23 protein-coding genes are annotated in these 26,356 nt (G+C 61.7%); 14 read left to right on the forward strand and 9 right to left on the reverse strand.

Features of this window, described 5'->3' with window-relative positions; translation table 11 throughout:
• The first annotated feature begins 54 nt into the window (after positions 1 to 54).
• The 3 genes from FHT97_RS03415 to FHT97_RS03425 are packed head-to-tail and all read left to right on the forward strand — an operon-like array spanning position 55 to position 1,924.
• Positions 55 to 732, forward strand: coding sequence for an ABC transporter ATP-binding protein (locus tag FHT97_RS03415; RefSeq protein ID WP_183859918.1), 678 nt, complete (start codon positions 55 to 57; stop codon positions 730 to 732).
• Complete coding sequence (locus FHT97_RS03420; protein ID WP_183859920.1) at positions 729 to 1,337, forward strand: energy-coupling factor transporter transmembrane protein EcfT; 609 nt, start codon at positions 729 to 731, stop codon at positions 1,335 to 1,337. Before FHT97_RS03415 ends, FHT97_RS03420 begins: the two co-directional genes overlap by 4 nt.
• Positions 1,338 to 1,360: 23 nt before the next feature.
• The gene (locus FHT97_RS03425; protein WP_016552984.1) at positions 1,361 to 1,924 is read left to right on the forward strand and encodes a biotin transporter BioY; all 564 of its coding nucleotides are present in this window, start codon (positions 1,361 to 1,363) and stop codon (positions 1,922 to 1,924) included.
• Here the strand turns inward: FHT97_RS03425 and FHT97_RS03430 are convergent.
• Positions 1,921 to 2,316: an acyl-CoA thioesterase gene (locus FHT97_RS03430; RefSeq protein WP_183859922.1), complete on the reverse strand. Its 396-nt coding sequence runs from the start codon at positions 2,314 to 2,316 to the stop codon at positions 1,921 to 1,923. The two genes, FHT97_RS03425 and FHT97_RS03430, sit on opposite strands and share 4 nt — an antisense overlap.
• Positions 2,317 to 2,475: 159 nt before the next feature.
• Here FHT97_RS03430 and FHT97_RS03435 point away from each other — a divergent pair, with 159 nt between their 5' ends.
• The 4 genes from FHT97_RS03435 (at position 2,476) to dxs (ending at position 6,738) form a co-directional block, all read left to right on the forward strand.
• Complete coding sequence (locus FHT97_RS03435; protein ID WP_183859924.1) at positions 2,476 to 3,411, forward strand: histone deacetylase family protein; 936 nt, start codon at positions 2,476 to 2,478, stop codon at positions 3,409 to 3,411.
• Between the two features lie 2 nt (positions 3,412 to 3,413).
• Complete coding sequence (locus FHT97_RS03440; protein WP_003545921.1) at positions 3,414 to 3,665, forward strand: exodeoxyribonuclease VII small subunit; 252 nt, start codon at positions 3,414 to 3,416, stop codon at positions 3,663 to 3,665.
• A 120-nt stretch (positions 3,666 to 3,785) separates the two neighbouring features.
• Positions 3,786 to 4,709 carry a pirin family protein gene (locus FHT97_RS03445; protein WP_183859926.1) on the forward strand — a complete coding sequence of 308 codons (924 nt, stop codon included), beginning with the start codon at positions 3,786 to 3,788 and terminating at the stop codon, positions 4,707 to 4,709.
• Between the two features lie 106 nt (positions 4,710 to 4,815).
• Positions 4,816 to 6,738, forward strand: coding sequence for a 1-deoxy-D-xylulose-5-phosphate synthase (gene dxs, locus FHT97_RS03450; RefSeq protein WP_183859928.1), 1,923 nt, complete (start codon positions 4,816 to 4,818; stop codon positions 6,736 to 6,738).
• A 57-nt stretch (positions 6,739 to 6,795) separates the two neighbouring features.
• Here the strand turns inward: dxs and FHT97_RS03455 are convergent, their stop codons facing one another.
• On the reverse strand, positions 6,796 to 7,194 hold the full coding sequence (locus tag FHT97_RS03455; RefSeq protein ID WP_183859930.1) for a VOC family protein: 399 nt from the start codon (positions 7,192 to 7,194) through the stop codon (positions 6,796 to 6,798).
• Between the two features lie 202 nt (positions 7,195 to 7,396).
• Complete coding sequence (locus FHT97_RS03460) at positions 7,397 to 9,337, reverse strand: methyl-accepting chemotaxis protein (protein ID WP_183859932.1); 1,941 nt, start codon at positions 9,335 to 9,337, stop codon at positions 7,397 to 7,399.
• 284 nt (positions 9,338 to 9,621) lie between these two features.
• Here FHT97_RS03460 and FHT97_RS03465 point away from each other — a divergent pair, with 284 nt between their 5' ends.
• Together FHT97_RS03465 and FHT97_RS03470 are read left to right on the forward strand one after the other, a co-directional pair.
• Positions 9,622 to 10,368 carry a TlyA family RNA methyltransferase gene (locus FHT97_RS03465; RefSeq protein WP_113363761.1) on the forward strand — a complete coding sequence of 249 codons (747 nt, stop codon included), beginning with the start codon at positions 9,622 to 9,624 and terminating at the stop codon, positions 10,366 to 10,368.
• The gene (locus FHT97_RS03470) at positions 10,365 to 11,615 is read left to right on the forward strand and encodes a class I SAM-dependent RNA methyltransferase (protein ID WP_183859934.1); all 1,251 of its coding nucleotides are present in this window, start codon (positions 10,365 to 10,367) and stop codon (positions 11,613 to 11,615) included. The genes FHT97_RS03465 and FHT97_RS03470 overlap by 4 nt, the downstream gene beginning before the upstream one ends.
• Positions 11,616 to 11,674: 59 nt before the next feature.
• Here FHT97_RS03470 and FHT97_RS03475 read toward each other — a convergent pair whose 3' ends face one another.
• The 4 genes from FHT97_RS03475 to FHT97_RS03490 form a co-directional block, all read right to left on the reverse strand.
• A complete protein-coding gene (locus FHT97_RS03475; RefSeq protein WP_183859936.1) occupies positions 11,675 to 13,498 on the reverse strand; it encodes a HAMP domain-containing methyl-accepting chemotaxis protein in 1,824 nt (607 codons plus the stop codon).
• Between the two features lie 252 nt (positions 13,499 to 13,750).
• Entirely contained in the window at positions 13,751 to 15,838 is a 2,088-nt protein-coding gene (locus tag FHT97_RS03480; RefSeq protein WP_183859938.1) for a methyl-accepting chemotaxis protein, read from the reverse strand.
• 193 nt (positions 15,839 to 16,031) lie between these two features.
• Entirely contained in the window at positions 16,032 to 16,784 is a 753-nt protein-coding gene (locus FHT97_RS03485) for a crotonase/enoyl-CoA hydratase family protein (protein WP_183859940.1), read from the reverse strand.
• A gap of 9 nt (positions 16,785 to 16,793) precedes the next feature.
• On the reverse strand, positions 16,794 to 18,572 hold the full coding sequence (locus FHT97_RS03490; RefSeq protein WP_183859942.1) for an acyl-CoA dehydrogenase: 1,779 nt from the start codon (positions 18,570 to 18,572) through the stop codon (positions 16,794 to 16,796).
• 215 nt (positions 18,573 to 18,787) lie between these two features.
• Between FHT97_RS03490 and FHT97_RS03495 the strand changes: the two genes are divergently transcribed.
• The gene (locus FHT97_RS03495; RefSeq protein ID WP_183752309.1) at positions 18,788 to 19,783 is read left to right on the forward strand and encodes a transporter; all 996 of its coding nucleotides are present in this window, start codon (positions 18,788 to 18,790) and stop codon (positions 19,781 to 19,783) included.
• Between the two features lie 52 nt (positions 19,784 to 19,835).
• On the opposite strand, the gene FHT97_RS03500 is transcribed toward FHT97_RS03495, so the two are convergent.
• On the reverse strand, positions 19,836 to 20,369 hold the full coding sequence (locus FHT97_RS03500; protein ID WP_183859944.1) for a BA14K family protein: 534 nt from the start codon (positions 20,367 to 20,369) through the stop codon (positions 19,836 to 19,838).
• Positions 20,370 to 20,524: 155 nt separating this feature from the next.
• On the opposite strand from FHT97_RS03500, the gene FHT97_RS03505 reads away from it, so the two are divergent.
• Positions 20,525 to 21,514 (forward strand): GH25 family lysozyme, encoded by a 990-nt coding sequence (locus FHT97_RS03505; protein WP_183859946.1) that lies wholly within the window; start codon positions 20,525 to 20,527, stop codon positions 21,512 to 21,514.
• Between the two features lie 72 nt (positions 21,515 to 21,586).
• On the opposite strand, the gene FHT97_RS03510 is transcribed toward FHT97_RS03505, so the two are convergent.
• On the reverse strand, positions 21,587 to 22,831 hold the full coding sequence (locus FHT97_RS03510; protein ID WP_183859948.1) for an aromatic ring-hydroxylating dioxygenase subunit alpha: 1,245 nt from the start codon (positions 22,829 to 22,831) through the stop codon (positions 21,587 to 21,589).
• 412 nt (positions 22,832 to 23,243) lie between these two features.
• On the opposite strand from FHT97_RS03510, the gene FHT97_RS03515 reads away from it, so the two are divergent.
• The 3 genes from FHT97_RS03515 (at position 23,244) to FHT97_RS03525 (ending at position 26,348) form a co-directional block, all read left to right on the forward strand.
• Positions 23,244 to 23,852, forward strand: a complete 609-nt coding sequence (locus FHT97_RS03515; protein ID WP_183859950.1) for a DUF6656 family protein — start codon at positions 23,244 to 23,246, stop codon at positions 23,850 to 23,852.
• A gap of 74 nt (positions 23,853 to 23,926) precedes the next feature.
• On the forward strand, positions 23,927 to 24,901 hold the full coding sequence (locus FHT97_RS03520) for an L-threonylcarbamoyladenylate synthase (RefSeq protein ID WP_183859952.1): 975 nt from the start codon (positions 23,927 to 23,929) through the stop codon (positions 24,899 to 24,901).
• 19 nt (positions 24,902 to 24,920) lie between these two features.
• Complete coding sequence (locus tag FHT97_RS03525) at positions 24,921 to 26,348, forward strand: FAD-binding oxidoreductase (protein ID WP_183859954.1); 1,428 nt, start codon at positions 24,921 to 24,923, stop codon at positions 26,346 to 26,348.
• Positions 26,349 to 26,356 lie beyond the last annotated feature (8 nt).

The following is a 26,356-nucleotide window of genomic DNA, read 5'->3' on the forward strand; positions in this document are numbered from 1 at the left end:
CTTTCAAAGCGTGAAATTCGTTATAGAACGGCCTCTCAATTCACGAGGGACCAGGTGGATATCCGTTTCGAAGGCGCAGGGGTCAGCTATGGTGCGCGCGTCGCGCTGGCGCCCGTGACGCTGCAGCTCACAGAAAAGCGCATTGGCATTATCGGCCTCAACGGCTCGGGCAAGACGACCTTTGCGCGCCTCATCAACGGGCTGACAAAGCCGAGCGTCGGGCGGGTGATCGTCAACGGCCGCGATACAACCGACGCCAATGCCGTCCTGACCGATGTCGGCTTCATCTTCCAGTCCCCGCAAAACCAGATCATCCTGCCCGTCGTACGCGACGATATCGCCTTCGGTCTGAAGAGCCGCGGCTACAAGCCGGCGGAGATCGCGGCGAAGGTGGAGGCGGTCCTGCAGCGCTTCAGCGCGGGCCATCTCGCCGAGCGCCGGGCGCACGAGCTTTCGGGCGGGGAGCTCCAACTCGCAGCTCTGTGCTCTGTGCTCGCGACAGGTCCAGACATTCTCATTCTGGACGAGCCGACCAACCAGTTGGACCTAAAGAATCGCGGTCTCGTACAGGGGTTGGTGGATGGCCTTCCCGAGAGCGCAATCGTCATCAGCCACGACCTGGAATTGGTCGCCGACTACGAGCGCGTTTTGGTTTTCCATGAAGGCAACCTTATTGCCGACGCACCTGCCGGAGAGGCGATCCGCCGTTACAGGGAGATCGCTAGCCGATGAAGTCGCTTTTCGTCGAAGGCAACAGCGTGATGCATCGGGTTTCGGCCCGCGCCAAGCTGCTGGTGCTTGCGGCCCTCGGCGTCGTGCTCTTCCTTACGACGAACTTGATGTTGCTTGGCTTGGGCGTGCTTGCGACGGCGGTGGTCGCCTTCAGCATCGGCCTGCCGGCCCGATCCGCGCTTGCGCGGCTGAAGCCCATTTTCCTGACGATCCTCATCGTTGCCTTGTTCAGCCTTGCCTTCAATCCTTGGCATGTCGCGATTGTTGCCCTGCTGCGCCTGACGGCGTTGATGCTGTTTGCCGCTGCCGTGACGGCAACGACGACGATTGCACAATTCATCGACGAAATTACCCTGCTTGCCCGGCCGCTCGAGCGCCTCGGACTTCTCCGGGCCGGCGATGTCGGCCTTGCTGTCGGGCTCGTTGTGCGCTTTGTTCCCGAGATTATCGATCGTTATCGTGCCATCCGCGAGGCGCACGCGGCGCGTGGCATCAAGGTGCGGCCAACAACCGTGCTCGTGCCACTGGTCATTCTGACGCTGAGGGATGCGGATAACATTGCTGCGGCAATTGACGCGCGCGGCGTTCGGCGGCATGTCAATTGAGAACTCGCTAACAGGAGCCCTGCATGAGCACTCGCGACCTCGTTCTCTCCGCCCTCTTCGCGGCTATCATCGTCGCGCTCGGCATTCTGCCGCCGATCACGCTCGGCTTCATTCCAGTGCCGATTACGGCGCAGTCGCTCGGCGTCATGATGGCCGGTGTCGTGCTCGGCGCGCGCCGTGGCACGATCGCCGTTCTCATCGTTCTCGTGCTTGTCGCCATCGGTCTGCCGGTGCTTTCCGGCGGTCGTGGCGGGCTTGCGGCCTTTGCAGCCCCAACCACCGGCTTCCTGATCGGCTGGGTGCTGGCAGCTTTCGTTACCGGTTATCTCAGCGAGCGACTGGTAAAGTCGGAGCAATCGGCGCTCGTGCAGACGGTCGGTTTCTTCCTCGCCGCCATGATCGGCGGCATAGTCGTTCTCTACGCCTGCGGCATCGTCTACCTGGCGTTCGCCGCCCAGCTTGGTCTCTCCAAGGCCTTCCTCGGCTCGATGGCGTTCATCCCCGGTGACGTGGTCAAGGCGTTTGTTGCGGCGCTTGTCGGCCGTGCCGTCATGGTCGGCTATCCCTTGCTACCAGTACGCAGCTAATCGACGAAGCCATAAAGCCAGTCGCGCGTCACTTCGGGAAGCGGGACTGGCGAACGATCTTCGCGTGAGCGCGCCTGCCAGATGATTTCGACCTCGGCGGCGCGCTCGCCGAGCGCGTCGGCTGCGATAATGAAGCCGACCGAACGAACACCGATCTTGTCGACCGAGGCGGTGAACACGACCCTCTCGTCATAGTGCAGCGGCCGGTGCAGGATGCAGGTCACCTTGCTGGCAATGTAGAGTGGTTCGTCCTGCAGCGACGGCCGCAGCAACCAGAAGGTCGCCAGCACCGATTCCGCGTGAGAAATATAGGAACCCAGAAACATCTGGCCGTTCATGTCCACATCACGAAACGGCACATTCATTTGCACAGAGCGCACAACGTCGTTCATTGATCTTTCTGCCAAATTTCCCCTCATCGAACACTAGCCCCGGGACCGGTTGAAGTAAACGGAGGTGCGCGTAACGATCCTCTTATGCGCTTGTTGAAATCGCCGGCTCGAGCCCCATCTGCTGTGGATCATGACGGGACGGATAGATAGAGTGATCCCATGACCACCCGCCTTTACGAGCACCCGATCTTCCTGGAACACGTGACGCCCGCCGGCCACCCCGAGCGGTCCGACCGTTTGCGGGCGATCAACGTGGCTCTTGAACATCCGAACTTCGCGGGGCTTGACCGCAAGCGCGCACCACAGGCGGCAGAAGAAGCCGTGCTGCTCGCTCATCCCGAAGAACACCTGCTATCGGTGCTGCGCCAGGTGCCGGAGGAGGATGGCGAGATCAATCAGCTTGAAGCCGATACCTACGCCAGCAGAAAGAGCTTTGAGGCGGCGCTTACGGGGATCGGCGGCGCCATGGCTGCGGTCGATGACGTCTTCACTGGCAAGGCCGACAACGTCTTCGTTGCAGCGCGCCCGCCCGGCCACCATGCCGAAAAGTCAACGGCGATGGGCTTTTGTTTCTTCAACAATGCCGCGATCGCTGCCCGCCATGCGCAAAAAACACATGGCGCCGAGCGTGTGGCGATCGTCGACTGGGACGTTCATCACGGCAACGGTACGCAGGACATCTTTTGGGACGACCCTTCCGTGCTCTTCTGCTCGACGCATCAGATGCCGCTCTACCCCGGCACCGGAGCGAAGGACGAAAGCGGCAAGCACGGGACGATCGTCAACGCGCCGTTGTCGCCCAATGTCGGCAGCGACCATTTTCGCGAAGCGTTCAAGTCGCGGGTGCTGCCGGCGCTGTTCGATTTCCGGCCGGATCTGATCATCATCTCCGCCGGCTTCGATGCGCATCACCGCGATCCCTTGGCGCAGATCAACCTCGTTGGCGAGGATTTCGACTGGGCAACCGGGCGCTTGCTCGAGGTCGCGGACAAAAGTGCCGGCAACCGGGTCGTCAGTCTGCTCGAAGGTGGCTATGATCTCGAAGGCCTCGCCGAATCGGCCGGCCTGCATATTCTCAGAATGATGAAGGGTTGAGTATGACTGACAGCGCCAAGCCGGAAGTTTCCGGTCTTTCCTTCGAGAAGGCCGTTGCCGAACTCGAAAGCATCGTTGCCCGGCTGGAACGCGGCGACGTGGCGCTGGACGAATCCATCGAGATCTACGAGCGTGGCGAAGCGCTGAAGAAGCATTGCGAAACGCTGCTGTCGGCCGCTGAAAACCGTATCGAGAAGATCCGCCTCGATCGCGCTGGCAAACCGCAGGGCGTAGAGCCGCTGGACGGAGCGTAAGCAGACGCAACTGAAATCGTCATCATTCTGAACGGAGCGTCGCCTTTCGGGCGACAAGTTTTCCTAGTCCGCGATCGTCAATGGGGCTAGCGTAGAACGAACGCTCATCGGAGACCTGCGATGTCCTTCTTCCCCGGTAAAGACCCCCTGCCCGGCGATGCCTTCGCCTGCGACGCGATCGAAAACCTTATCATTCCCCGCACCAGCGACCTTGGTGGGTTTCAGGTGCGGCGGGCGCTGCCCACGCGCGAGCGCCGTCTGGTCGGACCATTCATCTTCTTCGACCGCATGGGACCGGCGATCCTGAAGCCGAACGAGGCGCTGGATGTGCGGCCGCATCCGCACATCGGGCTTTCGACGGTCACCTACCTGTTCGACGGCGAGATCCGGCACCTGGATAGCCTCGGCACCGAGAAGGTCATCCGGCCCGGCGACATCAACCTGATGACCGCTGGACGCGGCATCGTCCATTCCGAGCGCACGCCGGATAATCTGCGCGGACACCCGCTGCTGATGTCGGGCCTGCAGACCTGGCTGGCGCTGCCCGATGACAAGGAGGAAATCGATCCTTCCTTTACGCACACCGAAAAGACCGACATGCCTATCATCGACGAGCGTGGCATGCGCGGACGCGTCGTAATCGGGTCGTTCGAGGGCATGTCCTCGCCGGTGAAGGTCTTCTCGGACACGCTTTATGTCGACATCAGTCTCGAACCTGGCGTGAAATTCCCTTTTGCCGCTGATCACGAGGAGCGCGCAGCTTACGTGCTCTCAGGCGAAGTGGTGATATCGGGCGATACGTTTGCCGCCGACCAACTGCTCGTCTTCCGTCCCGGCGACCAGATCACGCTCGAAGCGGGAAGCCAGGGCTGTCATCTCATGCTGTTCGGCGGAGCGGCACTGAACTCGAAACGCTACATCTGGTGGAACTTCGTTTCCTCCTCGAAAGAGCGCATCGAAAAGGCGAAGGAAGAGTGGCGGACCGGCAAGTTCGACATCGTTCCGGGGGACGAAGAAGAATTCATACCTTTGCCCGAAGGCTGATCTCCTCTAGAAAGGAGGGACAGCCGTTCTTGAAATCGACTTTTTTCACCGCAATTTATGGCTTAAAGGCATCCCGCCCAAGAAAGACAAGAAAGAGCGCCCACCCGTGACACAACCGCCGAAGACGCCGCTGCTGGACAAGGTTACCTATCCGGCCGACCTCCGAAAGCTGGAGGATCGCGACCTGCCGCAGCTTGCGCGCGAGGTTCGCGACGAGATGATCGATGCGGTATCGAAGACCGGTGGGCATCTGGGCGCCGGCCTCGGCGTTGTCGAACTGACGATCGCCATCCACAACGTCTTCAACACGCCCGACGATCGGCTGATCTTCGACGTCGGGCATCAGTGCTATCCGCACAAGATCCTTACCGGTCGTCGTGACCGGATCCGCACGCTGCGCCAGGAGAACGGCCTTTCCGGCTTCACGCGTCGCGCCGAAAGCGAATACGACCCCTTTGGCGCCGCCCACTCCTCGACGTCGATCTCCGCCGGTCTCGGCATGGCGGTTGCCTCCGACCTCGACAAGACCGACCGCCGTGTCATCGCCGTCATCGGCGACGGCGCGATGTCGGCAGGCATGGCCTATGAAGCCCTGAACAATGCCGGCGCGCTCGACGCCCGGCTGATCGTCATCCTCAACGACAACGACATGTCGATCGCGCCTCCAACGGGTGCGATGAGCGCCTATCTCGCGCGACTTGCATCCGGGCGCACCTACATGGGCTTCCGCGATTTCGGCAAGAAGCTGACAGCCTATCTTGGCAAGAACGTCGACCGCGCCATCACCCGCGCCGTCGAGCATGCACGGGGCTATGTGACCGGCGGGACCATGTTCGAGGAAATGGGTTTCTACCACATCGGCCCGATCGACGGTCACTCCTTCGAGCATCTGCTGCCAGTGCTGCGCAATGTGCGCGACCACGCCAACGGCCCGGTGCTGATCCATGTCGTGACGCAGAAGGGCAAGGGCTACGCGCCCGCCGAAGCCGCGGCTGACAAGTATCACGGCGTCAACAAGTTCGACGTCATCACCGGCGCGCAGGCGAAGGTGAAGCCGAATGCTCCAAGCTACACGAGCGTCTTCGCCGAAGCGCTGGTGCAGGAAGCGGAACTCGACGACAAGATCGTCGGCATCACCGCCGCCATGCCGAATGGTACCGGCCTCGACAAGCTCGCCAGCATCTTCCCGTCGCGTTGCTTCGATGTCGGCATTGCCGAACAGCATGCGGTGACATTCGCGGCCGGCCTTGCCGCCGAAGGCTTCAAGCCGTTTGCCGCGCTTTACTCGACCTTCCTGCAGCGCGCCTATGACCAGGTTGTCCACGATGTCGCGATCCAGGGCCTGCCGGTCCGCTTCCCGATCGATCGCGCTGGTTTCGTCGGCGCCGATGGTCCGACGCATGCAGGCTCGTTCGATACGGCGTTCCTCGCCACCCTGCCCGGCTTCGTCGTCATGGCAGCATCCGATGAGGCCGAACTGAAGCACATGGTACGAACGGCAGCGGCCTATGATGCCGGCCCGATCTCGTTCCGTTATCCGCGCGGCGAAGGCGTCGGCATCGAGATGCCCGTTCGCGGCGAGATCCTGCAGATCGGCCGGGGCCGCGTCGTCAAGGAAGGTGCCAAGGTGGCGCTGCTCTCCTTCGGCACCCGGCTCGCCGACTGTTTGCTTGCGGCCGAGGATCTGGATGCAGCCGGTCTTTCGACCACGGTTGCCGATGCACGCTTCGCCAAGCCGCTCGATCATGATCTGATCCGCCAGCTTGCCCGCCACCACGAAATCCTGATCACGGTCGAGGAAGGCTCCGTCGGCGGCTTCGGCAGCCAGGTCATGCAGTTCCTGTCGACAGACGGCCTGCTGGACAACGGCTTGAAGATTCGCTCGCTTGTGATGCCCGATCTCTGGATGGAGCAGGCAAAGCCCGAGGTGATGAACGCCCATGCCGGTCTCGACCGCGCCGGGATCGTCTCAACCGTCTTCCGGGTGCTCGGACGCCCCGCAGCCTTCGGCGTCGGCGCCGCCGGCTAGTCCGGCGTCAACCGGAGAAGCGCGAAAGCTCCCACTGCCCTTTGACTTTTCTTGCGACTAGTCGGGAGAATTGAAGACAGCTTCGATATGGTGGCCATCCGGGTCCACCACGAAGGCCGCGAAGTAATGCGGTCCATAGTGGGCACGAAGACCAGGCGGCCCGTTATCAATGCCACCATGTGCGATGGCCGCCTCATGAAAGTCGGCGACTGCTCGTCTGCTCGTGGAAGCGAAGGCCAGATGAAAGCCGCGGCCAGGGGAGTTCTGTCCCTCCGGGCACAATTTGATCGCAAACTTATCGCCGCCGCCAGCAATTCCGTAGCCCACGGCCTGATCAGCCTCTCCGGGTCTCAGATCCTCCCAAACGCGAATGTAGCCGAGGGGCGCAAGAGCAGCGTCATAGAAGGCGGCTGAACGTTCGATGTTTGAGACGCCGAAAGAGATGTGATGAAGCATGTGTCCACGACCTCCTATTTCCTAAGATTCTCGGTCGCACCGTAGAACAAGCTTCTGCTTAAACATAGGAAATGTCTTCGGAAAACGAGAAACGCTCGCAGAGGCTTGCTGCGAGCGTTTCTCATAGATACGGATTTTGACATTCAGGTAAATGACCAATCGGAGAACGTGGTTTCTCTTTCTCGGTCACGTGCCTTTCAGGTCAGAACTCCGTCCAGTCTTCCTGAACAGCAGCAGCCGTTGCAGCCCTGCCGCCACCGAAGGCCTTGGCCACCGTGCGGGTCAGCGCGCGGGCGGGCGATGCGACCGGGCGGGACGCGGGGCTGGCGACGGCGGCCCTTGGCGCTTCAGCACGGCCATGGCCAAGATTGAACTGGCCGAGCAGATCGTCGAGAGCGGCAGCTTCCTGCGCCAGCGAATGGCTGGCTGCGGTCTGCTCCTCGACCATGGCGGCATTCTGCTGCGTGCCCTGGTCCATGTTGTTGACGGCGGTGTTGATCTCCTGCAGGCCGACCGACTGCTCGCGCGTTGCGGTGACAATCGCGCTGACGTGCTTGTTGATCTCCTGCACGGCACCGACGATTTCGGCGAGCGCCTTGCCGGTTTCATCGACGAGCGAGACGCCTGAATTGACCTGCGTGCCGGAGGTATTGATCAGCGACTTGATCTCCTTGGCGGCATTTGCCGAGCGCTGCGCGAGCTCGCGCACTTCCTGCGCGACGACGGCAAAGCCCTTGCCTGCTTCGCCCGCACGAGCGGCTTCGACGCCGGCGTTCAAGGCAAGAAGGTTGGTCTGGAAAGCGATATCATCGATCACGCCGATGATGTTGCTGATCGCGTCAGACGACTTCTCGATTTCCTGCATGGCGGCAACCGCCTTGCGGACGACATCGCCGGACTTTTCGGCACCGAGGCGCGTGCGCTCGACCAGTTGACCGACATCCTCGGCGCGCTTGGCGGAGTCGCGAACGGTGGTGGTGACCTCCTCGAGCGCGGCTGCCGTCTCCTCGACGGCTGCTGCCTGCTGCTCGGTGCGGCGGGCGAGATCATCGGCAGCAGAGCGGATTTCACCGGCGCCGGCATTGATGGCGGACGCATTGCGTCCGACCGACTGGAGGGCAGCCTGCAGCTTCTCGACGGCGTTGTTGAAGTCGTTGCGGAGACGATCGAACTGCGACGCGAAGGGCGTCGTGATGCGAACGGCGACATTGCCATTGGCGAGGTCTGACAGACCGCCGGCGAGGCCTTCGATGGCGAAGCGGAGTTCAGCTTCCTCGCGTGCCTTCTGCTCGTCGCCCATCTGGCGCTGGCGCTCGGCATCGCTGCGCATGCGATCGGTTTCGCCGGAAAGGCGCAGCTTCTCGATCGCGGCATCCTTGAAGACGAGAACCGACTGGGCCATACGGCCGACTTCGTCCTGACGATCAAGCGCCGGGACGTCGATGTCGTGCTGGCCACCGGCCAGACGGCCCATGGCGGAGGTCATGCCGACGATCGGGCGAACGATGCTGCGCGACAGCATCCAGGCAAGCAGGACGGCAGCGGCGGCAGCGGCAATGCCGCCGGTGAACAGGCTGATGTTCAGCGCACGGCTGGCCTGCGCCTTGCTTTCGGCAAGCGCATTCGATTCGTTGCGGGCTGCGGCCTTGATCTTGGCGGAGGCCTGACGGAAGCCGTCGAGCTGCCCCTTCGTCTCGTTGACGCCGATCTTGACGATCTGGTCGATGGGCATGTCGGTTTCCTTGCGAGCCTTCGACTGCGGCTCGGCAAGCTGATGGAAATAGAGATCGGCGGCCTTCTGCATGGCGTCGATCTGCGCGACGAAATCGCTGTTACCGGCAGCCGTCGTTCTTGCGGCATCGATCGCCTTCAGCATGCGCTCGCGGTTCGCGAAAATATCGCCATAGGTGCTGTCGCTGCGAAACAGCAGGAAGCCGCGCAGATTGACGGCCTGCTCAAGCATGGCCTGAAGCGCATCGTCGATCTGGTTTACGAGCAGCTCCGACTTCTTCTGCTGTACGGCAGCTTCGGCAACGACATCCGCCTTGAAGTAAACAAAGCTGGAAACGGACAGAAAGATAAGGATCAGCGCGGCGAAAGTCGCGGCGAGCTTACCGTTCAGGGACATGTTCTTGGCCAACATCAATCAATCTCTCTTGAAGCGCACAGGCATGGCAAAGCCAGAGCATGCGAAGGCATGCCTTTGGGAAATTCGGCGAACATGATCGGCAGATCGGATTGAGGGCCATCATGGCAAAAGCGGCTAGGAGCCGCTGCAATCAGCCAAACCATAGGCGGCAAGGCTTTCGATTTATTTAAAAATTTGTGCGGCGCAGCACGTCACGGAGCGACGCCGGTTCGTCCTGTGGTTTCGGCGATCTCAACAAAAGGCTTGCAACGGATGGCTTTGCCGGTCATGGACTGCCCATGCCCGATCAAGATACACAACGCCTGGACCAGTTGCTGGTCAGTCTCGGCCTTTTCGCCAGCCGCTCCCGTGCACGGGATGCGGTGCAACGCGGTACCGTGAAAATCGACGGCAAGGTGGTGACGAAGGCCGGTGCGCTATTCGCCGATGATGCCGTGATCGAGATCGATGACCCGGCGCAGGACTATGTCTCGCGCGCGGCCCTGAAGCTTGCCGCTGCACTCGACCACTTCAAGCTCGATCCTTCGGGGCACCGTTGCCTCGACATCGGCGCGTCGACGGGTGGTTTTACCGAGGTCCTGCTGCAGAACGGCGCAACCGATGTCACCGCCATCGATGTCGGTCACGGGCAGATGCATCCGCGTATCTCCGGCGATCCTCGCGTGACCAACATCGAGGGCCTGAATGCACGCAATCTGACGGAAGAGGATATCGGACACCCGATCACCTTCATTGTGTCAGACGTTTCCTTTATCTCGCTGAAGCTGGCGCTCGCGCCGGCGCTCGATCTTACCGAGACGGGAGCGGTTGCCGTTCTGCTCGTCAAGCCGCAGTTCGAAGCCGGCCGCGACGCGATCGGCAAGGGCGGACTGCTCAAGGATCCGTCGTCAGCGCCCGATGTCGCGGCTGAACTGGAGCGCTGGTTCGTCGAGGACATGGGCTGGACGAGCCTTGGCCTTATCCCCTCCCCGATCGCCGGCGGCGACGGAAACCAGGAATATCTACTCGCAGGAACGAAACCTTGAGCACGCAAACAGTTACGATTGAAAAGCTCGGCGCCCAAGGCGACGGCATCGTGCACGCGGATGGCGGCCCGGTCTATGTGCCGTTCACCCTGCCGGGCGAGACCGTCGCCATCGCGCGGGTCAAGAGCCAGGGCACGCTGATCTCGATCACCACGCCATCCCCGGAGCGCCAGGTTCCTCTCTGCCGGCATTTCGGGCCCGATGGCGTCAACGGCACCTGCGGCGGCTGCAGCCTGCAGCACATGAACGATGCGGCCTACCGCAGCTTCAAGCGCCAGCTGGTCGTCGATGCGCTGAAATCGAAGGGGCTGACGCCTGAGGTCGGTGACCTCATTGCCGCTCATCCAGGCGAACGGCGGCGCGTTGTGTTTGCCGCACGGCGGACAGAGAAGGACATGCTCATCGGCTTCAATCAGGCCGAGAGCCACCATATCGTCGCCATCGAGGAATGTCCCATCTCGTCGGCGGGCATCATGGCCAGGCTGCCGGCGATCAAGGCGATTGGGGCGGCACTTGCCAATAATGCCGAGGCATTCCGCATCACCGTATTGGAGACCCTGTCAGGCCTCGATCTTGCCGCCGACGGCATCAAGAAACTCTCCGACCAGCAGCGTCGCAAGGCGATCGAGACCGTACTTTCAATGCGCGGCATCGCCCGCGTTTCGCTGAATGGCGAAATCCTCGTCGAGCCAACGAAGCCGGTTGTCGATTTCGGCGGCGTCAACGTCGTGCCGCCGCCCGGCAGCTTCACGCAGGCGACCAAGCCGGCGGAAGATGCGATGGCCGAACTGGTTGTCGCGCATGTCGGCAAGGCGAAACGGATCGCCGATCTCTTTGCAGGCGCCGGCACGTTCTCGCTCCGCCTTGCCCGTGTCGGTCGTGTGCATGCAGTCGAGAGCGAGGACAAGCCACTGGCGGCACTCGATCATGCTGCCCGCAACACGCAGGGCCTGAAGCCCGTCAGTGTCGAAAGGCGAGACCTTTTCCGTCGACCGCTGATGACATCCGAACTGAAGGCTTACGACGCGGTGGTGTTCGACCCGCCGCGCGCCGGCGCCGAGTTCCAGTGCAAGGAATTGGCGCGCTCGACGGTCAAGAAAGTGGTCGCCGTCAGCTGCAATCCGCTGACGCTTGCCCGCGACCTCGCCTTGCTCGTCGAAGGTGGCTATCGCATTACCAGCGTGACGCCGATCGACCAGTTCCTGTGGACGCCGCATGTCGAGGTCGTGGCGACGCTGGAGAAGTAAGCGCAACAAAAAACGCCCGCGACCAGCGGGCGTTCTCGACTGTACCGTATCCGCCTCGATCAGGCGGCGTAACGGCCTGATGATCCCGTACCGTAGGATGCAGCCTGCAGATTGAACTGGCTGAGAAGCTGCATCAGCTTGGCGGCTTCCTGCGCCAGTCCGTGACTTGCTGCCGTCTGCTCCTCGACCATCGCAGCATTCTGCTGCGTGCCCTGATCCATCGTGTTGACGGCGGTGTTGATCTCGGCGAGCCCGGTCGACTGCTCGCGGGTTGCTGTCACGATCGCATCGACGTGGCGGCTGATCTCCTGCACCTGACCGACGATCGCCTCCAACGCCTTGCCGGTGTCGCCGACCAGGGTGACGCCGGAGCGGACCTGGCTGTTCGAGGCGGTGATCAGGCTTTCGATCTCCTTTGCGGCCTGGGCCGAGCGTTGCGCCAATTCACGGACTTCCTGAGCGACGACGGCAAAGCCCTTGCCGGCCTCGCCAGCGCGGGCGGCCTCGACGCCGGCGTTCAGCGCCAGCAGGTTGGTCTGGAAGGCGATGTCATCGATCACGCCGATGATGTTTGCGATCTTCTGCGAAGACTGCTCGATCTCCGTCATTGCCGAAACGGCCTTGCGAACGATGTTGCCGGATTCCTCGGCGCCGTTGCGGGTGCGGCTGACCAGCGTACCGGCTTCCTCGGCGCGACGCGCGGTGTCCTTGACCGTGGTGGTGATCTCTTCCAGCGCTGCTGCCGTCTCCTCGATAGAGGCGGCCTGCTGCTCGGTGCGGCGGGCGAGCCCATCGGCCGCGGTGCGGATTTCTCCGGCGCCCGCGTCGATCGCGTGCGCGTTATCGCCGACTTCCTGCAGGACGGCGCGCAGTTTGGCGACGGAGGCGTTGAAGTCGCTCCGCAGTCGATCGAGGTGATCCGCAAACGGCGTCTCGATCGTTCGCGTCAGATCACCTTCCGAGAGAGCGCCCAATGCATCCGCAAGAGCTGCGACGGCCTGCTGGATCTCGGCGGCTTCGCGGGCCTTCGAGGCTTCGTTGCGCGAGCGCTCCTGCTGCGCCTGTTCGCGGTTGTGCTCGGCATTGCGCTCGAGATCGAGACGCGCGAAGGAGTTGTCGCGGAAGACGGCGACGGCCGCGGCCATGTCGCCGATCTCATCCTTGCGACCCGCGTAGGGGACGGCAGCGTCGAGCTCGCCATCGGCGAGACGGGCCATGCGAACGGCGATCGTCGAGATCGGCTGCGAGATACGCTTCCATGCAAGGAAGGCGGCGGCGACGGCGACGGCCAGGGCGACGGCCAGGCCGCCGACGATCGACAGGATGCCTGCACTGTAGTTGCCTGATGCGGCTAAGAGCGCCGCATCGGTCGACTGCCGGTCCTTGGCCAGCATTCCATCGACGAGGGTCTGGATGTTGTTGGCAGACATCGAAAGTTCGCCGCGATAGATGCTGTTTGCCAGGCTGCGCTTGTTGTCGAGCGCGAGCGCAATGATCTTGTCGGCAAGTGCTGCGTCGTTGGCGAGCGCCTTCTGCAGACGGCCAAAGTTCTGGCTCATGTAGTCGCTCTTCGGCTGCTTGTCGAAGGCTTCGATTGCGGTGTTGAGACGCTGGCGACGGGTCTTGAGTGTCGTCTCAGCGTTGCGGAAGTCCGTCTTGCCTGTCGCGAGCAGATAGTCGGCATAGCTGCGGCGAACGTCGTTCAGCGTCGTGACGATCGCATAGAGCCGCTCGGTGTTCGGAATGTTCTGCGCGCCGATCTGCCGAGTGTTGGCTTCGAGATTGGTCAGCGAGAAGGCCGCGATCGCACCTTGCACCAGCGCAATGACAACGAGAGACAGAAAGAGAAGCGGAAGGAGCGTTTTGATCTTCAGTTTGGACATGCGGCTATCTCATGCGACGGAGGACATGGCACGGCCGATCGCATGGATCGCCGGTGCGCTTTCGTCCCGATGGTTGTTGCGGAGGGTATCCGGACGATGTCCGGCCTGCGTCATGCATTGCATGTCACTAAAGACGAACATCCGTAAAATTTGATTAAAAGTATTATTTTTTAAGCAACTGGAGATCGGTGCGTCACAAACGAAAACGCCCGCGACGAGCGCGGGCGTTTCCGTGATGCTGTTCGATGCCGATCAGGCGGCGTGACGGCTGTACGCCATGCCTTGAGACGCAGTCTGCAGATTGAACTGGCTGAGAAGCTGCATCAGCTTTGCCGCCTCCTGCGCCAGTCCGTGACTTGCCGCCGTCTGCTCCTCGACCATGGCGGCGTTCTGCTGCGTGCCCTGGTCCATGGTATTGACGGCCGTGTTGATCTCGGCCAGCCCGGTCGACTGCTCGCGGGTTGCAGTCACGATCGCATCGACGTGGCGACTGATCTCCTGAACCTGACCGACGATCGCTTCCAACGCCTTGCCGGTGTCGCCGACGAGGGTGACGCCCGAGCGAACCTGCGAGTTCGAGGCGGTGATCAGGCTCTCGATTTCCTTCGCAGCCTGCGCCGAGCGCTGTGCCAGCTCGCGCACTTCCTGAGCAACAACGGCAAAGCCCTTGCCAGCTTCGCCGGCGCGTGCCGCCTCGACGCCGGCGTTGAGCGCCAGCAGGTTGGTCTGGAAAGCGATATCGTCGATGACGCCGATGATGTTGGCGATCTTCTGCGACGACTGTTCGATTTCGGTCATTGCCGACACGGCCTTGCGGACGATGTTGCCGGACTCTTCGGCGCCGTTGCGGGTGCGCGAGACGAGATTGCCGGCTTCCTCGGCGCGACGCGCCGTGTCCTTGACGGTCGTGGTGATCTCCTCGAGCGCCGCGGCCGTTTCCTCGACCGAGGCTGCCTGCTGCTCGGTACGGCGGGCAAGACCATCCGCTGCGATGCGGATCTCGCTTGCGCCGGCGTCGATGGCATGAGCGTTGTTGCCGACCGCATGCAGGGCACCGTGGAGCTTGGTGACGGCGCTGTTGAAGTCAGTGCGAAGACGGTCGAGATGCGACGCGAACGGCGTGTCGATGCGATGGCCGAGATTGCCTTCCGACAATGCCCCCAGAGCGCTTGCAAGCGCATCGACGGCGTGACGGATTTCGGTGGCCTCGCGGTTCTTCTGCTGCTCGCGGTCCAGACGCTCACGCTCGGTGAGGGCGCGGCCGGTTTCCGCCTCCCCTTCGAGACGTTCGCGGTCGGTCGCGTTGTTCTTGAAGACCGCAACAGCTTCGGCCATCGAGCCGATCTGGTCGCGGCGCTGCTCGCCCGGAATCGTAACCGACAGGTCGCCTGCGGCAAGCTTCTGCATCGCGGCGGTCATGTCGGTGACTGGCCGGATCACCAGGCCGTGCAGCAACCAGGCCATCGCTGCGATCATCAGACCGACGGCAAGGATAGTGGCAACGGTTGCGGCAATGCGGAACTCGTTCAGCGAGGCGAAGGCAGCGTCGCTGTCGACAACGAAGCCGAGATACCATTCGACCGACGGAAGACCGGCAACGGGCATGAAGCTGACGAGCACGTCCTTGCCGGCGAACTGGGTCGGGACAAGACCCGACTTGATCGCCGGGGTCTCGGCCGGGAACGCGTCGGCGAGCGTTTTCGTCACCAGCTTCGCATCCGGATGAATCAGGATCTGCCCGCTCTTGTTGACAAGGAAGGCGGTGCCTTTGCCGCCAAGGTCGATCTCCTTGATCATGTCGACCATGGTCTTCAGCGAGAAGTCGCTGCCGACGACGCCGGCCAGCTTGCCACCGCGGCTGACGGGAACTGCCGAGCTGATGATGAGATCGCCGCTCGAGGCATCCACGTAGGGTTCGGTCATGACGCTGGCGTTGGCTTTGACTGCATCCTGATACCAGGGGCGCTTGCGCGGATCATAGCCGTCCGGCATCGGCAGCTTCGGCCACATGGTGAAGACGCCCTGCTCGTCACCGAAATAGGTACTGACGAACTGGCTGGTCAGAACATCGTTCTGGAGCACGGTTTCGACGCCCTCCTGATCGGCGGCGCGACCGATGGCGTTGGCCACCATGGCGGTCAGCGTCACGCGGCCGTTCATCCAGTTGGCCAGGCTGTGCGCAGCCTGCTCGCCCGAAGAGTTGATATTGGCTTCGATTGCCGCCGTCGCGGTGCTTTGCTCGACGGAATTGATGTAATAGGAAAAGGCGGCAAACGCCACGAGGACAACGGCAGACGCGGCAACGAGGATGCGCGTCATCAGATTCGTCTTCTTTTTCAAGGATTTTCCTTTCGTGAGCGGTCCGCGCCGTGTTTGACGAACGCGGGCTGCTCGATGCGCAGGCTATGGGCAAAGCTGAACAAAGCGCCTCATGCGCCCGGACGACCGCGACATCGGCGCGCCGTCAAGCCCCTAATATTAGAGGGGCATTTAAAACTGACTTAAAATTCTACGGAATTCGAATTTTTCCCCGTCAACGCCGCATGAAGGCTTCGAAGGCCGCCCTCGCTTCGGCGCTGTGCAGGCGTTCGAAGAAGTGGCGTGCCTCATCGTCGATGCGGGCGATGATTTCCTCCAGGTCGCCGCGGATCAGGTCGCGGGCGATCTTCAGTGCCTCGGGCGGCTTGGCTGCAAGCTTTGCAGCGGTCGCCAGCGTCGTGGTTTCGACTTCATCGGTCGCGCAGAGCCTCCAGACGAGTCCGGCTTCCCGCGCTTCCTCGCCGGAGAAGCCTTCGCCGAGAGCCAGAAGCGCAAAGGCACGCTGCTGTCCCATGATGCGCGGCGCAAGCAGGCTGGACGCTGCTTCCGGGACAAGAGCGAGATCGACGAACGGCGTGCGAAATTGGCTGCGCGCAGAGGCGACGGTCAGGTCGCAATGCATGTGCATCGTCGTGCCGATCCCGATCGCCAGGCCGTCCACGCCGGAGACGATCGGCTTTTCCGAGCGGACCATGGCATAGAGAAACTCGACGATCTCCCGCGGCATGGCCCCACCCATTGCAGCAGCCAGGAAATCACCGAGATCGTTGCCGGCGGAGAAGCAGCCTTCGGTGCCAAGGAAGACCGTCGCGCGAATTCCTGTGTCGCCATTGGCTGCGCTCAGCGCATCCGCCATCTTTCGATACATCGCCCGGGTGATGGCATTCTTCTTTTCCGGCCGGTTGAAACGGATGATCTGGATGCCGGGATGCCCCGCATCCTGCTCGACGATGACGTGCTCTGTCATGATGGTTCCTCAGGCAAGAATGATTTTGGCGGCTGCGAGACTTGCGGCGCCGTTGGTGACGCAGTCCTTCAGCGCCGTAACTTCCGAAAGAAGATTTTCCGCAGCAAAGCGGCAGAGCGCGATCCGCCGCTCGGCGCCACCATCCTGCGCCGGTGCGAGCCCGCCCTTGGCAAGGTAGCAGCCGGTCAGGACGAGGCCGAAGAGACGCTGATAGGGTGTCGCGCCGGCTAACGCCTCAGTCGTCTTGCCATCGCCAACCTTCGCCAACAGCCAGTCCGTCGCTTCGCCGAGGTCGGTTATCGCTGCATCGAGCTGGTTTGCCGTCGCGCCGAAGCCCTCGAGATTGGAATGGCGGACCTGATCGGCAATCTCGTTCAGTTCGGCGATGAAACCGCGGACCTGATCGCCGTTGGAGAGTGTCAGTTTCCGGGTGACCAGATCGATTGCCTGAATGCCGTTGGTGCCCTCATAGATCGGCGCGATGCGGGCATCGCGCAGGTAACGCGCAGCGCCCGTTTCCTCGATGAAGCCCATGCCGCCGTGCACCTGAATGCCGAGCGAGGCAACGTCGACGCCGACATCGGTCGAGAAGGACTTGGCGATCGGGGTCAGCAGCGCAGCGCGCTCCTGCCAGTGCGGCCTTCCGTCGGAGGCGCGATGCGACATGTCGATGGCGTGGGCACAGGCGTAGGAAATCGCCCGGGCGCCCTGGGTCAGCGCCTTCATCGTCAGCAGCATGCGGACGACATCGGGATGCTCGATGATCGGGCTCATGCCACCACCGGTCCACCCGGGTGCCTTGCCCTGGGTACGCTCCTTGGCGTAGCCGATCGCCTTCTGCGTCGCTGCCTCGGCAACGGCAACGCCCTGCATGCCGACGGCAAGGCGGGCGTTGTTCATCATCGTGAACATGCAGGCGAGGCCCTTATTCTCCTCGCCGACCAGCCAGCCGATCGCGCCCTTCTCGGAGCCGAACTTGCCATCGCCATAGATCATCGTGCAGGTCGGCGAGCCGTGGATGCCGAGCTTGTGTTCCAAAGAGTGCGCGAAGAGATCGTTGCGGGCGCCAAGCGATCCGTCCGGTTTGACAAGGAACTTCGGCACCAGGAACAGTGAGATACCGCGCGTCCCTGCTGGTGCATCCGGCAGGCGGGCTAGGACCAGATGAACGATGTTGTCGGCCGCATCGTGCTCGCCCCAGGTGATGAAGATCTTCTGGCCGAAGATGCGGTAGGTACCATCGTCCCGGCGCTCGGCACGGGTCTTGAGCACGCCGAGATCGGAGCCGGCGTGCGGCTCCGTCAGGTTCATCGTGCCGGTCCATTCACCGGAGACAAGCTTTGCGAGATAGGTATTCTTGAGTTCGTCGGAACCATGGCTGTTGATAGCCTCGATTGCCCCCATGGTCAGCGTCGGGCAGAGCGCGAAGGCCATGGAGCCGGAGTTCCACATCTCCAGCGCCGCGACGTTCAGCATGTGCGGCAGCGCCTGCCCGCCAAACTCTTCAGGTGCCGTCAGTCCGTTCCAGCCGCCGGCGCTCCAGTTCCGATAGAGATCGCGCCAGCCATCCGGCGTCACGACCTTTCCATCCACCAGCCGCGACCCCTGGCGGTCGCCTATCTCCGCGAGCGGGGCCACTTCATCTGTGGCAAATCGTCCCGCTTCATGAAGGATCGCATCGACGAGATCCTCTCCAAGATCGCCGAGCAAACCCGCGTCGAGCGCGTTCCCCAATCCGGCAACGTGCTTCAGCGTGAACGCAATCTCATCGACAGGCGCTTTGTACATTCTTGACCTCCTCGCATTGCAGGCCCTCGAGCCGCAAAGCCCTCCGGCACCTCCATCGGCAGAGCTAATTGATTTTTACGTAAACGTCAATTTTAAACTTCCGGCAACAATCCGGCGGGGAGTATGGTATCGGCAGTATTGCGCACTTGCACAAACAGCCGTCATAGAGAATCTCTAAGGACACATACCGCCATCGCAAGAGGACCGGCGCACCAATGGATACTTTGCCCGTCACCATCCCGGGACTCGTGTGGGCCTACCGCTTTCCGACGGACGGCGGCAAGGCAATGCGGCTCGCAAACAGCGCGCCGCAGACCGAACTGACGAACGGCGGCGGCTTCTACTGGCTGCATCTCAACCTGGCCGACGCCAGGGTTCCCGGTCTGCTCGATACGATCGAGAGCTTAAGCGACGATGCCAAGGCAGCGTTGGTCACGCGCGATACGCATGCGGCCATTACCGTGGACGAACAAATGCTCTACGGCACCCTCGTCGACTGCCAACGTGAGTTCGATCGCGAAACAGCCGATCTCGGTTGGCTGCATTTTGCGATCTCCGACTGCTTCATCATCACGACCCGGCTGCAGCCGCTGCGCAGCATCGAGCGCGTTCGCGTCATGGTCGAGAAGAACCCCAAGAAGTTCGAACGGCCTGTCGATCTGTTTGAAACCCTGGTGATCGAGTTCCAGCGTACGTTGATCTCGATCGTGATGGAGATGACCGAGGAGCTCAATGCCATCGAGGATTTCGTCTATGACGCAGCGCCGCGCGACGAACGCTTGCGGCTCGCGCCCGTCCGTCGCACGGTCGTTCGGTTACACCGGCACCTGAGAACGGTGCTCGCCCTGATGCGCCGCGCCGCCGCTTCGCATGACGACGAAATGCCGTTTGGCTTCGATGATGTTGCCGGACGGTTGACGAGCCGCCTCGAAACGGTCGACCACGACATCTATGCCCTGCAAGACCGCGCCCGCCTGCTGCATGAAGAAATCGACTCGAAACTGTCGTCCGAGACGAACCGTCACCTCTACATTCTATCGATCATGACAGCCTTCCTGCTGCCGCCGACGTTGGTGACGGGTTTCTTTGGCATGAACACCACCAACCTGCCTTTTGCCGAAGGGAGCGGCGGCACCGAATATGCAGTGGCGCTGATCATCGCCTCGATCGTGCTGGCATGGTGGCTGCTGAAGCGCGTCCGCATTCTCTGAACGCAAAAAGCCCGGCATCGCTGCCGGGCTTTTGAGTTGTATCCAGCTTCACTCAATACGGAGAAACGCACTGCTGGCGCGGGCCGTTGTATGGCTGGAAGGTATTGTCGTAGACACGATAAGAGCGATAGCGCGCTTCGCACCAGGCGACATGGCTCGAAGCGAGTGGAGCGGCGGGCGGAGGCGCCACATAGGTCGGCTGCGAGGCGATAGCGCCACCGATTACAGCACCGGCGCCGAAGGCCGCAAGCGGGAACCAATAGCCGTTGTAGTAACGGTAGCCGTTTCGGTAGTAGGGATACCCACGGTAGCCACCGTACCAGCCAGGCCGATAGGCTGGGCGATAAGCTGGGCGGTAACCCGGATAGTAGCCAGGGCGGTAGCCGGGATAGTAGCCCGGACGGTATCCGGGGCGATAGCCGGGGCGGCAGTACGGGCCTCGGCAATACTGGACGTCCTGAATGTCACCGGACTTTTCAACCTGCGGCAAGGCTGGCATCTGCATCGCCTGCAAGGGTGCATAGCCACTTACCAGCGTGACAAGGGAAATAACGGCAATCGCTATCTTCTTAAAAAATCCAGTCATGGAATCTCCATTTCCAGGTTGGAATACGCGCGCACGATAACGCGAAGGCTATGAAAACGTTCCAATGACCGGTTTTCATGACGTTGGCGCGACTTTCCGTTCTTAAGCGATCCCGGATTAACCGGGCATTAACCGCCTTTCATCACGCTCACTCCATGAGGCAATCCTGGAGAAATCTTCTGCTTCGCTTGGTGGTTCCAGCGCTTACCGCGGGGGCACCGACGCAGGCCGCCTCTGCCGACACGCTTCCCTGGAAGAACACCAACAACGCGCTCGTTGTCGACGCGTATGAATTAAACACGATCGACTGGAATTCTCTGCTTTCCGACAAGCGTATCGCCGCCTTCATCTCGAAGGCCTCCGACGGACTTCCGGAGAGCTTCTCCTGCACCGGCGACCATGCCGGGGACACGGTCGCCCACTGCAAGACCATGTGGCGCAAATATGCGGTGAGCCGCGAACTGTTCCAGACGCGGCGGCTTGTGGCACGGGCGGCGGGCCTTCTCTGGGGCTCCTATCACCTTGCACGACCGGGAAATCCCGTCGACCAAGCCAACCATTTCCTTGAATACGCCGATCCCAAGGACGACGAGATGATGATTCTCGACCTCGAGGGGATCGATCCTCAGAAATTCATGTCGTTGGAGGACGCGCAGATATTCGCCGGTCATATCAGGGCGCGAACCGGACGCTACCCGGTTCTCTATACCAACCACAACACTGCCCGTTACATCGCAGCCTACCGCAACGACTATCCCGTGCTGGCGCGGCTGCCGATCTGGTATGCGCGATACAAGCCCGATGTGAAGGGTGTGTTCCCGATGGGCAACTGGGACAACTATCTGATGTGGCAGTTCTCATCCGGTACGAACTGCAGCAAGCGCCGCTGTCCGTATCGCGTACCGGGCACGCTGACCGACATCGATGTCAACGTCGCGCCGATGAGCCGGGCGGAACTCGCAAAAATATGGGCGCGCGGCAACCTTCTGCCGGCGCGCGAACCCGACCCGCCGCTCATTCTCGCCAAGATCGAGATGGAACCGCGCGCAAGGCCGGCGATGGACATCGCAGCTCTTGCCCCGGATCCCATCGTCAGCTCTTCGATACCACAGAGCCAAGTGGTCCGAGCTCGTCGCGACTTCTGAGGCGCGCTCTCAAAAAAAAGACCCCGTCTCACAGGGAGACGAGGCCACTCGGGAGGTAGCTTTCTCAGCAGATCAGGCGACGACGGAGAGCTTCGCCTGATCGCCCTGCAGGCGATTGACCATGAAGTTCGAATACCATTCGAGGAACTGCATCACGCCGCCCTCATGCAGCATAGAATAGGGGCCGGGCTCGTAGGCCGGCGAGTGGATGCCGAACGCATTCTCCTCGACGATACGGCGATCCTGATCGTTGGTTTCGGTCCAGACGTGGGTAAGTTCGGCCAGATCGTAATCCACACCCTCGACGGCATCCTTGTGCACAAGCCACTTCGTCGTGACCGCGGTCTCGTTGGCGCTGAGCGGCAGCACCCGGAAGGAAATCGCGTGGTCGCCGAGAATGTGGTTCCAGGTCGTCGGGTAATGAAACAGCAGCATCGTGCCGATGCGATCAAGCGTCACGTCCTCCGAAAGGGGCAGCTTGACGGCGCGTTTGCCGGACATGGTGTAGCTCTCGGCATCCTCGATCAACGGCATGCGAGCCGTGCGGAACTGGCCATCCGGAGAAATCTGGAACTTGCTCGGCAGGCCTCCGGCCTCGCAGCGTGCCCAATGTCCAGCGATTTCCGGATCGTCGGCGCCGCCATCCGTGCCGGTGACGCTCGGCGCTTCCGGGTAGGTGCGGCAGAGTTCGGGGTGGTTGGCCGCGCAGTGATAGCATTCGCGGTTGTTTTCCCAGACGAGCTTCCAGTTGCCCTTTTCGATAATCGTGCTCTGGAAAGCGACCTTCGCCTCGCTCAGGCGATGCGGCAGCATATAGGGCGCAACCATGTCGCGGATCGGCTGGAAGTCCGGCGCGTTCTCGGCGAGACAGATGAAGATATAGCCACCGAAGCTCTCGCAATGGACGGGCTTCAGGCCATAGCCGGTCTTGTCGAAATCATCGCCCATGTGGCGAGCAAACGCGAGCTTGCCATCGAGATCGTAGGTCCACTGGTGATACGGGCACACTAGACGAACGGACGAGCCGTGCTCCTTGGTGCAGACACGCGAGCCACGGTGGCGACAGCTGTTGTGGAAGGCACGGATGACGTTGTCTCGTCCGCGCACGATAACGACTGGATACTGGCCGATCTGGACCGTGAAATAAGCACCGGCTTTCGGCAGCTCGCAATCGTGGCCCATGAAGAGCCAATCGCGGTAGTAGATCATTTCCATATCGAGCTTGAAATAATCCTCGTCGATATAGAATGGCTGCTCGAGACTGAAGCCTTCCCGGCGGGCCTTGAGTTGCCGCAATACGTTGTTGCGAATATCCATCTGCACATCCTCGTATAGTTGGGCCGCCGCTTAGGTCGAAGGCGAGAGCCGCCGGAAGCTTCGCTCCCTCTCCAGGAGATTTTCTTGAAGGGCATTTAACCACCGCCGGCCCGCGGCGCTTGGTTGTAAAGCGACATCGGCTTCGAAAATGACGACAGGCAGCAAAGGAGCCAGGAATCGGCTGCATCATTCCGCTTCCGCTTGCCTCGTTCCCGGCAACAAAGGTCAATTACGACATCAGCGCAAGCCAATTCACACTTGGGATTTCGACGTAGTGTTACCACCGCTGTCGCAATTGCGACCTAGCTACCTGGCCCTGATCTTGTCGATCCGCGATGGAGGCAGCGTTTAACACACCATTAAGCATGATTGCCTATCCTCGCCACATCAGACACGCATGCGGATACGTACCATGGCGAAGCTTCGCTATTTCGACGCCAGTAATAGCCTCAATGCCCGCAACGCGACGCCGGCCGCTTCGCATTCGGAATTCCTGCGTACCGGAAAAATCACACGGACGCGGGCGCACTGGCTCGCCGAAGAACGGCGGTATCTCACGCATGACGAAGTCGCCGAGAGGACCGGCCGCACGCTGGAGAATGCCGGCGAAAAGACGCATCAGAATATCAACGGCTTCCACCGCTCGATCCAGTTTCCGAAGATGCTGTTCCATCGGACGCTGCGGGACAGCCCGCATCTCGGCTACTGCCATGTAACGGCGTCGCGGACGAAATTCGCCCGCTACGAGGAGGTCAGCTGGGCCTTCTACATTGCGAATTTCTACGCCGACATCGGCGACAACGACAATTTCTTTGACAGGATCGATGTCAAATATTCGCGCATGTACTTCGCGGTCGCCATCAAGCCTGGCGAACACACACCGGAAAAGATGACGATCGACCGCTCGGTGCGGGGCAACGGCATACTTTTCCGCACCGACGATCCGCAGGTCGCCATCAAGAACGTACTTCTACTTGGCGCGCGCAACGAACAATTGCGCGAGATCATTCGCCAACTCTGATCGGAGCATAGCTCTGATATTGATCCTGCCGCTGGGAAAGCATAAGGACTGCCGGACAGCAATCCGGGCAGCGCATGGCACGATCGATCGACATCACGAAGGACAGGCAAGAGGCCATCAAGGTCGGTTGCGCGGTGCTTAGCGAAGGGTTTCCGATCGCGATCCCGACGGAGACGGTGTACGGCCTCGCCGCCGATGCCACAAACCCGGTGGCGATCGCCCACATCTACGAGACCAAGGGCCGCCCGCGCTTCAACCCACTGATCTGCCATATGGCCGATCTTGCCATGGCCGAAGACTATGCGGAGTTCGACCCGGTTTCACGCGCGCTGGCCGAAGCCTTCTGGCCCGGCCCGCTGACGCTCGTGCTGCCGCTGAAGCCCCGAAGCGCCATTCATTCCCTGGCGACCGCAGGTCTCGACACGGTTGGTATCCGCGTTCCGAAGGGCTTTGCCGGCGAGCTGATCCGCGCCTTCGGGCGACCGCTCGCAGCGCCCAGCGCCAACACTTCCGGCAAGATCAGCGCGACCAGCGCCGACCATGTCGATGCCGATCTCGGCGAGCGCATCAGACTGATCCTCGATGCCGGTGCGAGCGCCGTCGGTGTCGAGTCGACGATCGTCAAGGTCGAGGATGGCAAGGTCCGGCTGCTCAGGCCAGGCGGTTTGCCAGCCTCGGAGATCGAACGCGTGGCCGGTCAAAAGCTTCTGCGATCCCGGAAAGCGTCCGCAGCCATCGAGGCACCAGGAATGTTGGCGTCCCACTACGCTCCGGGTGCAACTGTCCGACTGGACGCAACCCACGTCGATGCTGGCGAGGCGTTGATTGCGTTTGGCAAGACCGCAGTTGCCGGCGCCGATGATGCCAGGATCGTTCTCAATCTCAGCCACGACGGCAATCTTGCCGAAGCGGCGGCGAACCTGTTCGACTATATGAAAAGAGCCGATGCCAGCGGCGCTGTGACAATCGCCTTCTCGGCAATTCCCGACGAAGGACTTGGCGAGGCCATCAACGACCGGCTGCGCCGGGCCGCCGCCCCACGAGAATAACAAGAAGGACCGAGTTTCGATGAGCAGCGTTTCCCCCGAACTTCTCGACCGTTTCACCGCCATCGTCGGCGAGAAACATGCCCTCCGCAGCGAAGCGGATCTCGCGCCGCATCTGATCGAAAACCGCGGCCTCTACCATGGCTCCTCGCCTCTCCTGCTGAAGCCGGGCTCCGTCGAAGAGGTGTCGGCAATCCTGAAGCTTGCGAGCGAAACCGGCACCGCGGTGGTGCCTCAGACGGGCAACACCGGCCTCGTCGGCGGCCAGACCCCGCGTGAAGGCAAGTCCGATATCATCATCTCGCTCGAACGCATGAACAAGGTTCGCGATGTCGATCCGGTGGCCAACGTTCTCGTCGCCGATGGCGGTGCGATCCTTGCCGAGGTGCAGAAGGCGGCAGAAGCGCATGGCAGGTTGTTTCCGCTATCGCTTGGGTCCGAGGGGTCGTGCCGGATCGGCGGCAATCTCTCGACCAACGCCGGCGGCACGGCCGTGCTTGCCTACGGCAACATGCGCCACCTCTGCCTCGGCCTCGAGGTGGTGCTGCCGACCGGCGAGATCTGGGATGGGCTGCGCCGCCTGAAGAAGGACAACACCGGCTACGACTTGCGCGACCTCTTCATCGGCGCCGAAGGCACGCTCGGCATCATCACCGGCGCGGTGCTGAGGCTCTTTCCGCAACCGCTCGGCAAGCAGGTTGCATTCGCCGGGCTCAATTCGGTCGAGGATGCGCTTGCGTTCTTCAACCTTGCGTCCAGCCTCTGCGGCACCTCGCTCACCGGTTTTGAGCTCATGCCGCGTTTCGGCGTCGAAATCACCGCGCGCAATATCGAGGGAGTACGCGATCCGTTGGAGTCGGCGCATCCCTGGTACGTGCTCGTCGATATTTCCACGTCCGACTCCGCCGAGACGGCCGAGCGGATGATGACGGCGCTGCTCGAGCAAGGCTTCGAGACCGGGTTGGTTCAAGACGCGGCGATCTCCTCTTCCGTCGCTCAGCAGAAGGCGCTCTGGCATATGCGCGAAAGCATGTCGGAGGCGCAGAAGCCGGAGGGCGGATCGATCAAGCATGACGTTTCCGTGCCGGTTTCGGCGATCCCGGCCTTCATGCACGAGGCCGGCGAAGCCGTCATGGCTGCGATGCCGGGCGCCCGCATCTGCGCGTTCGGCCACATGGGCGACGGCAATATTCATTACAACATTTCCCAGCCCGTCGGCGCGGACAAGCAGGCTTTTCTTGAGCGCTGGCACGAGATGAACCATATTGTCCATGGTTTCGTCCTGGCACATGGCGGATCGATTTCCGCCGAGCATGGGATCGGCCAGCTGAAACGTGATGAGCTGGCATCGATCCGTCCGGCGATCGAAATGGAACTGATGCGCAGGATCAAGCGCTCCTTCGACCCGGCCGGCATCATGAATCCCGGAAAGGTCGTCAACGTCGACTAGAGGAGGTC

Source organism: Rhizobium sp. BK399 (genome assembly GCF_014194695.1).
Lineage (GTDB): Bacteria > Pseudomonadota > Alphaproteobacteria > Rhizobiales > Rhizobiaceae > Rhizobium.

Excerpts from the sequence above, each read along its gene's own strand:
- FHT97_RS03455 (WP_183859930.1), bottom strand. The coding sequence starts at position 7,194 with ATGCTTCATCACATCTCTTTCGGCGTCTCAAACATCGAACGTTCAGCC.
- FHT97_RS03425 (WP_016552984.1), top strand. The coding sequence starts at position 1,361 with ATGAGCACTCGCGACCTCGTTCTCTCCGCCCTCTTCGCGGCTATCATC.
- FHT97_RS03500 (WP_183859944.1), bottom strand. The coding sequence starts at position 20,369 with ATGACTGGATTTTTTAAGAAGATAGCGATTGCCGTTATTTCCCTTGTC.
- FHT97_RS03435 (WP_183859924.1), top strand. The coding sequence starts at position 2,476 with ATGACCACCCGCCTTTACGAGCACCCGATCTTCCTGGAACACGTGACG.
- FHT97_RS03515 (WP_183859950.1), top strand. The coding sequence starts at position 23,244 with ATGGCGAAGCTTCGCTATTTCGACGCCAGTAATAGCCTCAATGCCCGC.
- FHT97_RS03460 (WP_183859932.1), bottom strand. The coding sequence starts at position 9,337 with ATGTTGGCCAAGAACATGTCCCTGAACGGTAAGCTCGCCGCGACTTTC.
- FHT97_RS03495 (WP_183752309.1), top strand. The coding sequence starts at position 18,788 with ATGGATACTTTGCCCGTCACCATCCCGGGACTCGTGTGGGCCTACCGC.
- FHT97_RS03430 (WP_183859922.1), bottom strand. The coding sequence starts at position 2,316 with ATGAACGACGTTGTGCGCTCTGTGCAAATGAATGTGCCGTTTCGTGAT.
- FHT97_RS03485 (WP_183859940.1), bottom strand. The coding sequence starts at position 16,784 with ATGACAGAGCACGTCATCGTCGAGCAGGATGCGGGGCATCCCGGCATC.
- FHT97_RS03520 (WP_183859952.1), top strand. The coding sequence starts at position 23,927 with ATGGCACGATCGATCGACATCACGAAGGACAGGCAAGAGGCCATCAAG.
- FHT97_RS03505 (WP_183859946.1), top strand. The coding sequence starts at position 20,525 with ATGAGGCAATCCTGGAGAAATCTTCTGCTTCGCTTGGTGGTTCCAGCG.
- FHT97_RS03475 (WP_183859936.1), bottom strand. The coding sequence starts at position 13,498 with ATGTCCAAACTGAAGATCAAAACGCTCCTTCCGCTTCTCTTTCTGTCT.
- FHT97_RS03465 (WP_113363761.1), top strand. The coding sequence starts at position 9,622 with ATGCCCGATCAAGATACACAACGCCTGGACCAGTTGCTGGTCAGTCTC.
- FHT97_RS03490 (WP_183859942.1), bottom strand. The coding sequence starts at position 18,572 with ATGTACAAAGCGCCTGTCGATGAGATTGCGTTCACGCTGAAGCACGTT.
- FHT97_RS03510 (WP_183859948.1), bottom strand. The coding sequence starts at position 22,831 with ATGGATATTCGCAACAACGTATTGCGGCAACTCAAGGCCCGCCGGGAA.
- FHT97_RS03440 (WP_003545921.1), top strand. The coding sequence starts at position 3,414 with ATGACTGACAGCGCCAAGCCGGAAGTTTCCGGTCTTTCCTTCGAGAAG.
- FHT97_RS03420 (WP_183859920.1), top strand. The coding sequence starts at position 729 with ATGAAGTCGCTTTTCGTCGAAGGCAACAGCGTGATGCATCGGGTTTCG.
- FHT97_RS03525 (WP_183859954.1), top strand. The coding sequence starts at position 24,921 with ATGAGCAGCGTTTCCCCCGAACTTCTCGACCGTTTCACCGCCATCGTC.
- FHT97_RS03445 (WP_183859926.1), top strand. The coding sequence starts at position 3,786 with ATGTCCTTCTTCCCCGGTAAAGACCCCCTGCCCGGCGATGCCTTCGCC.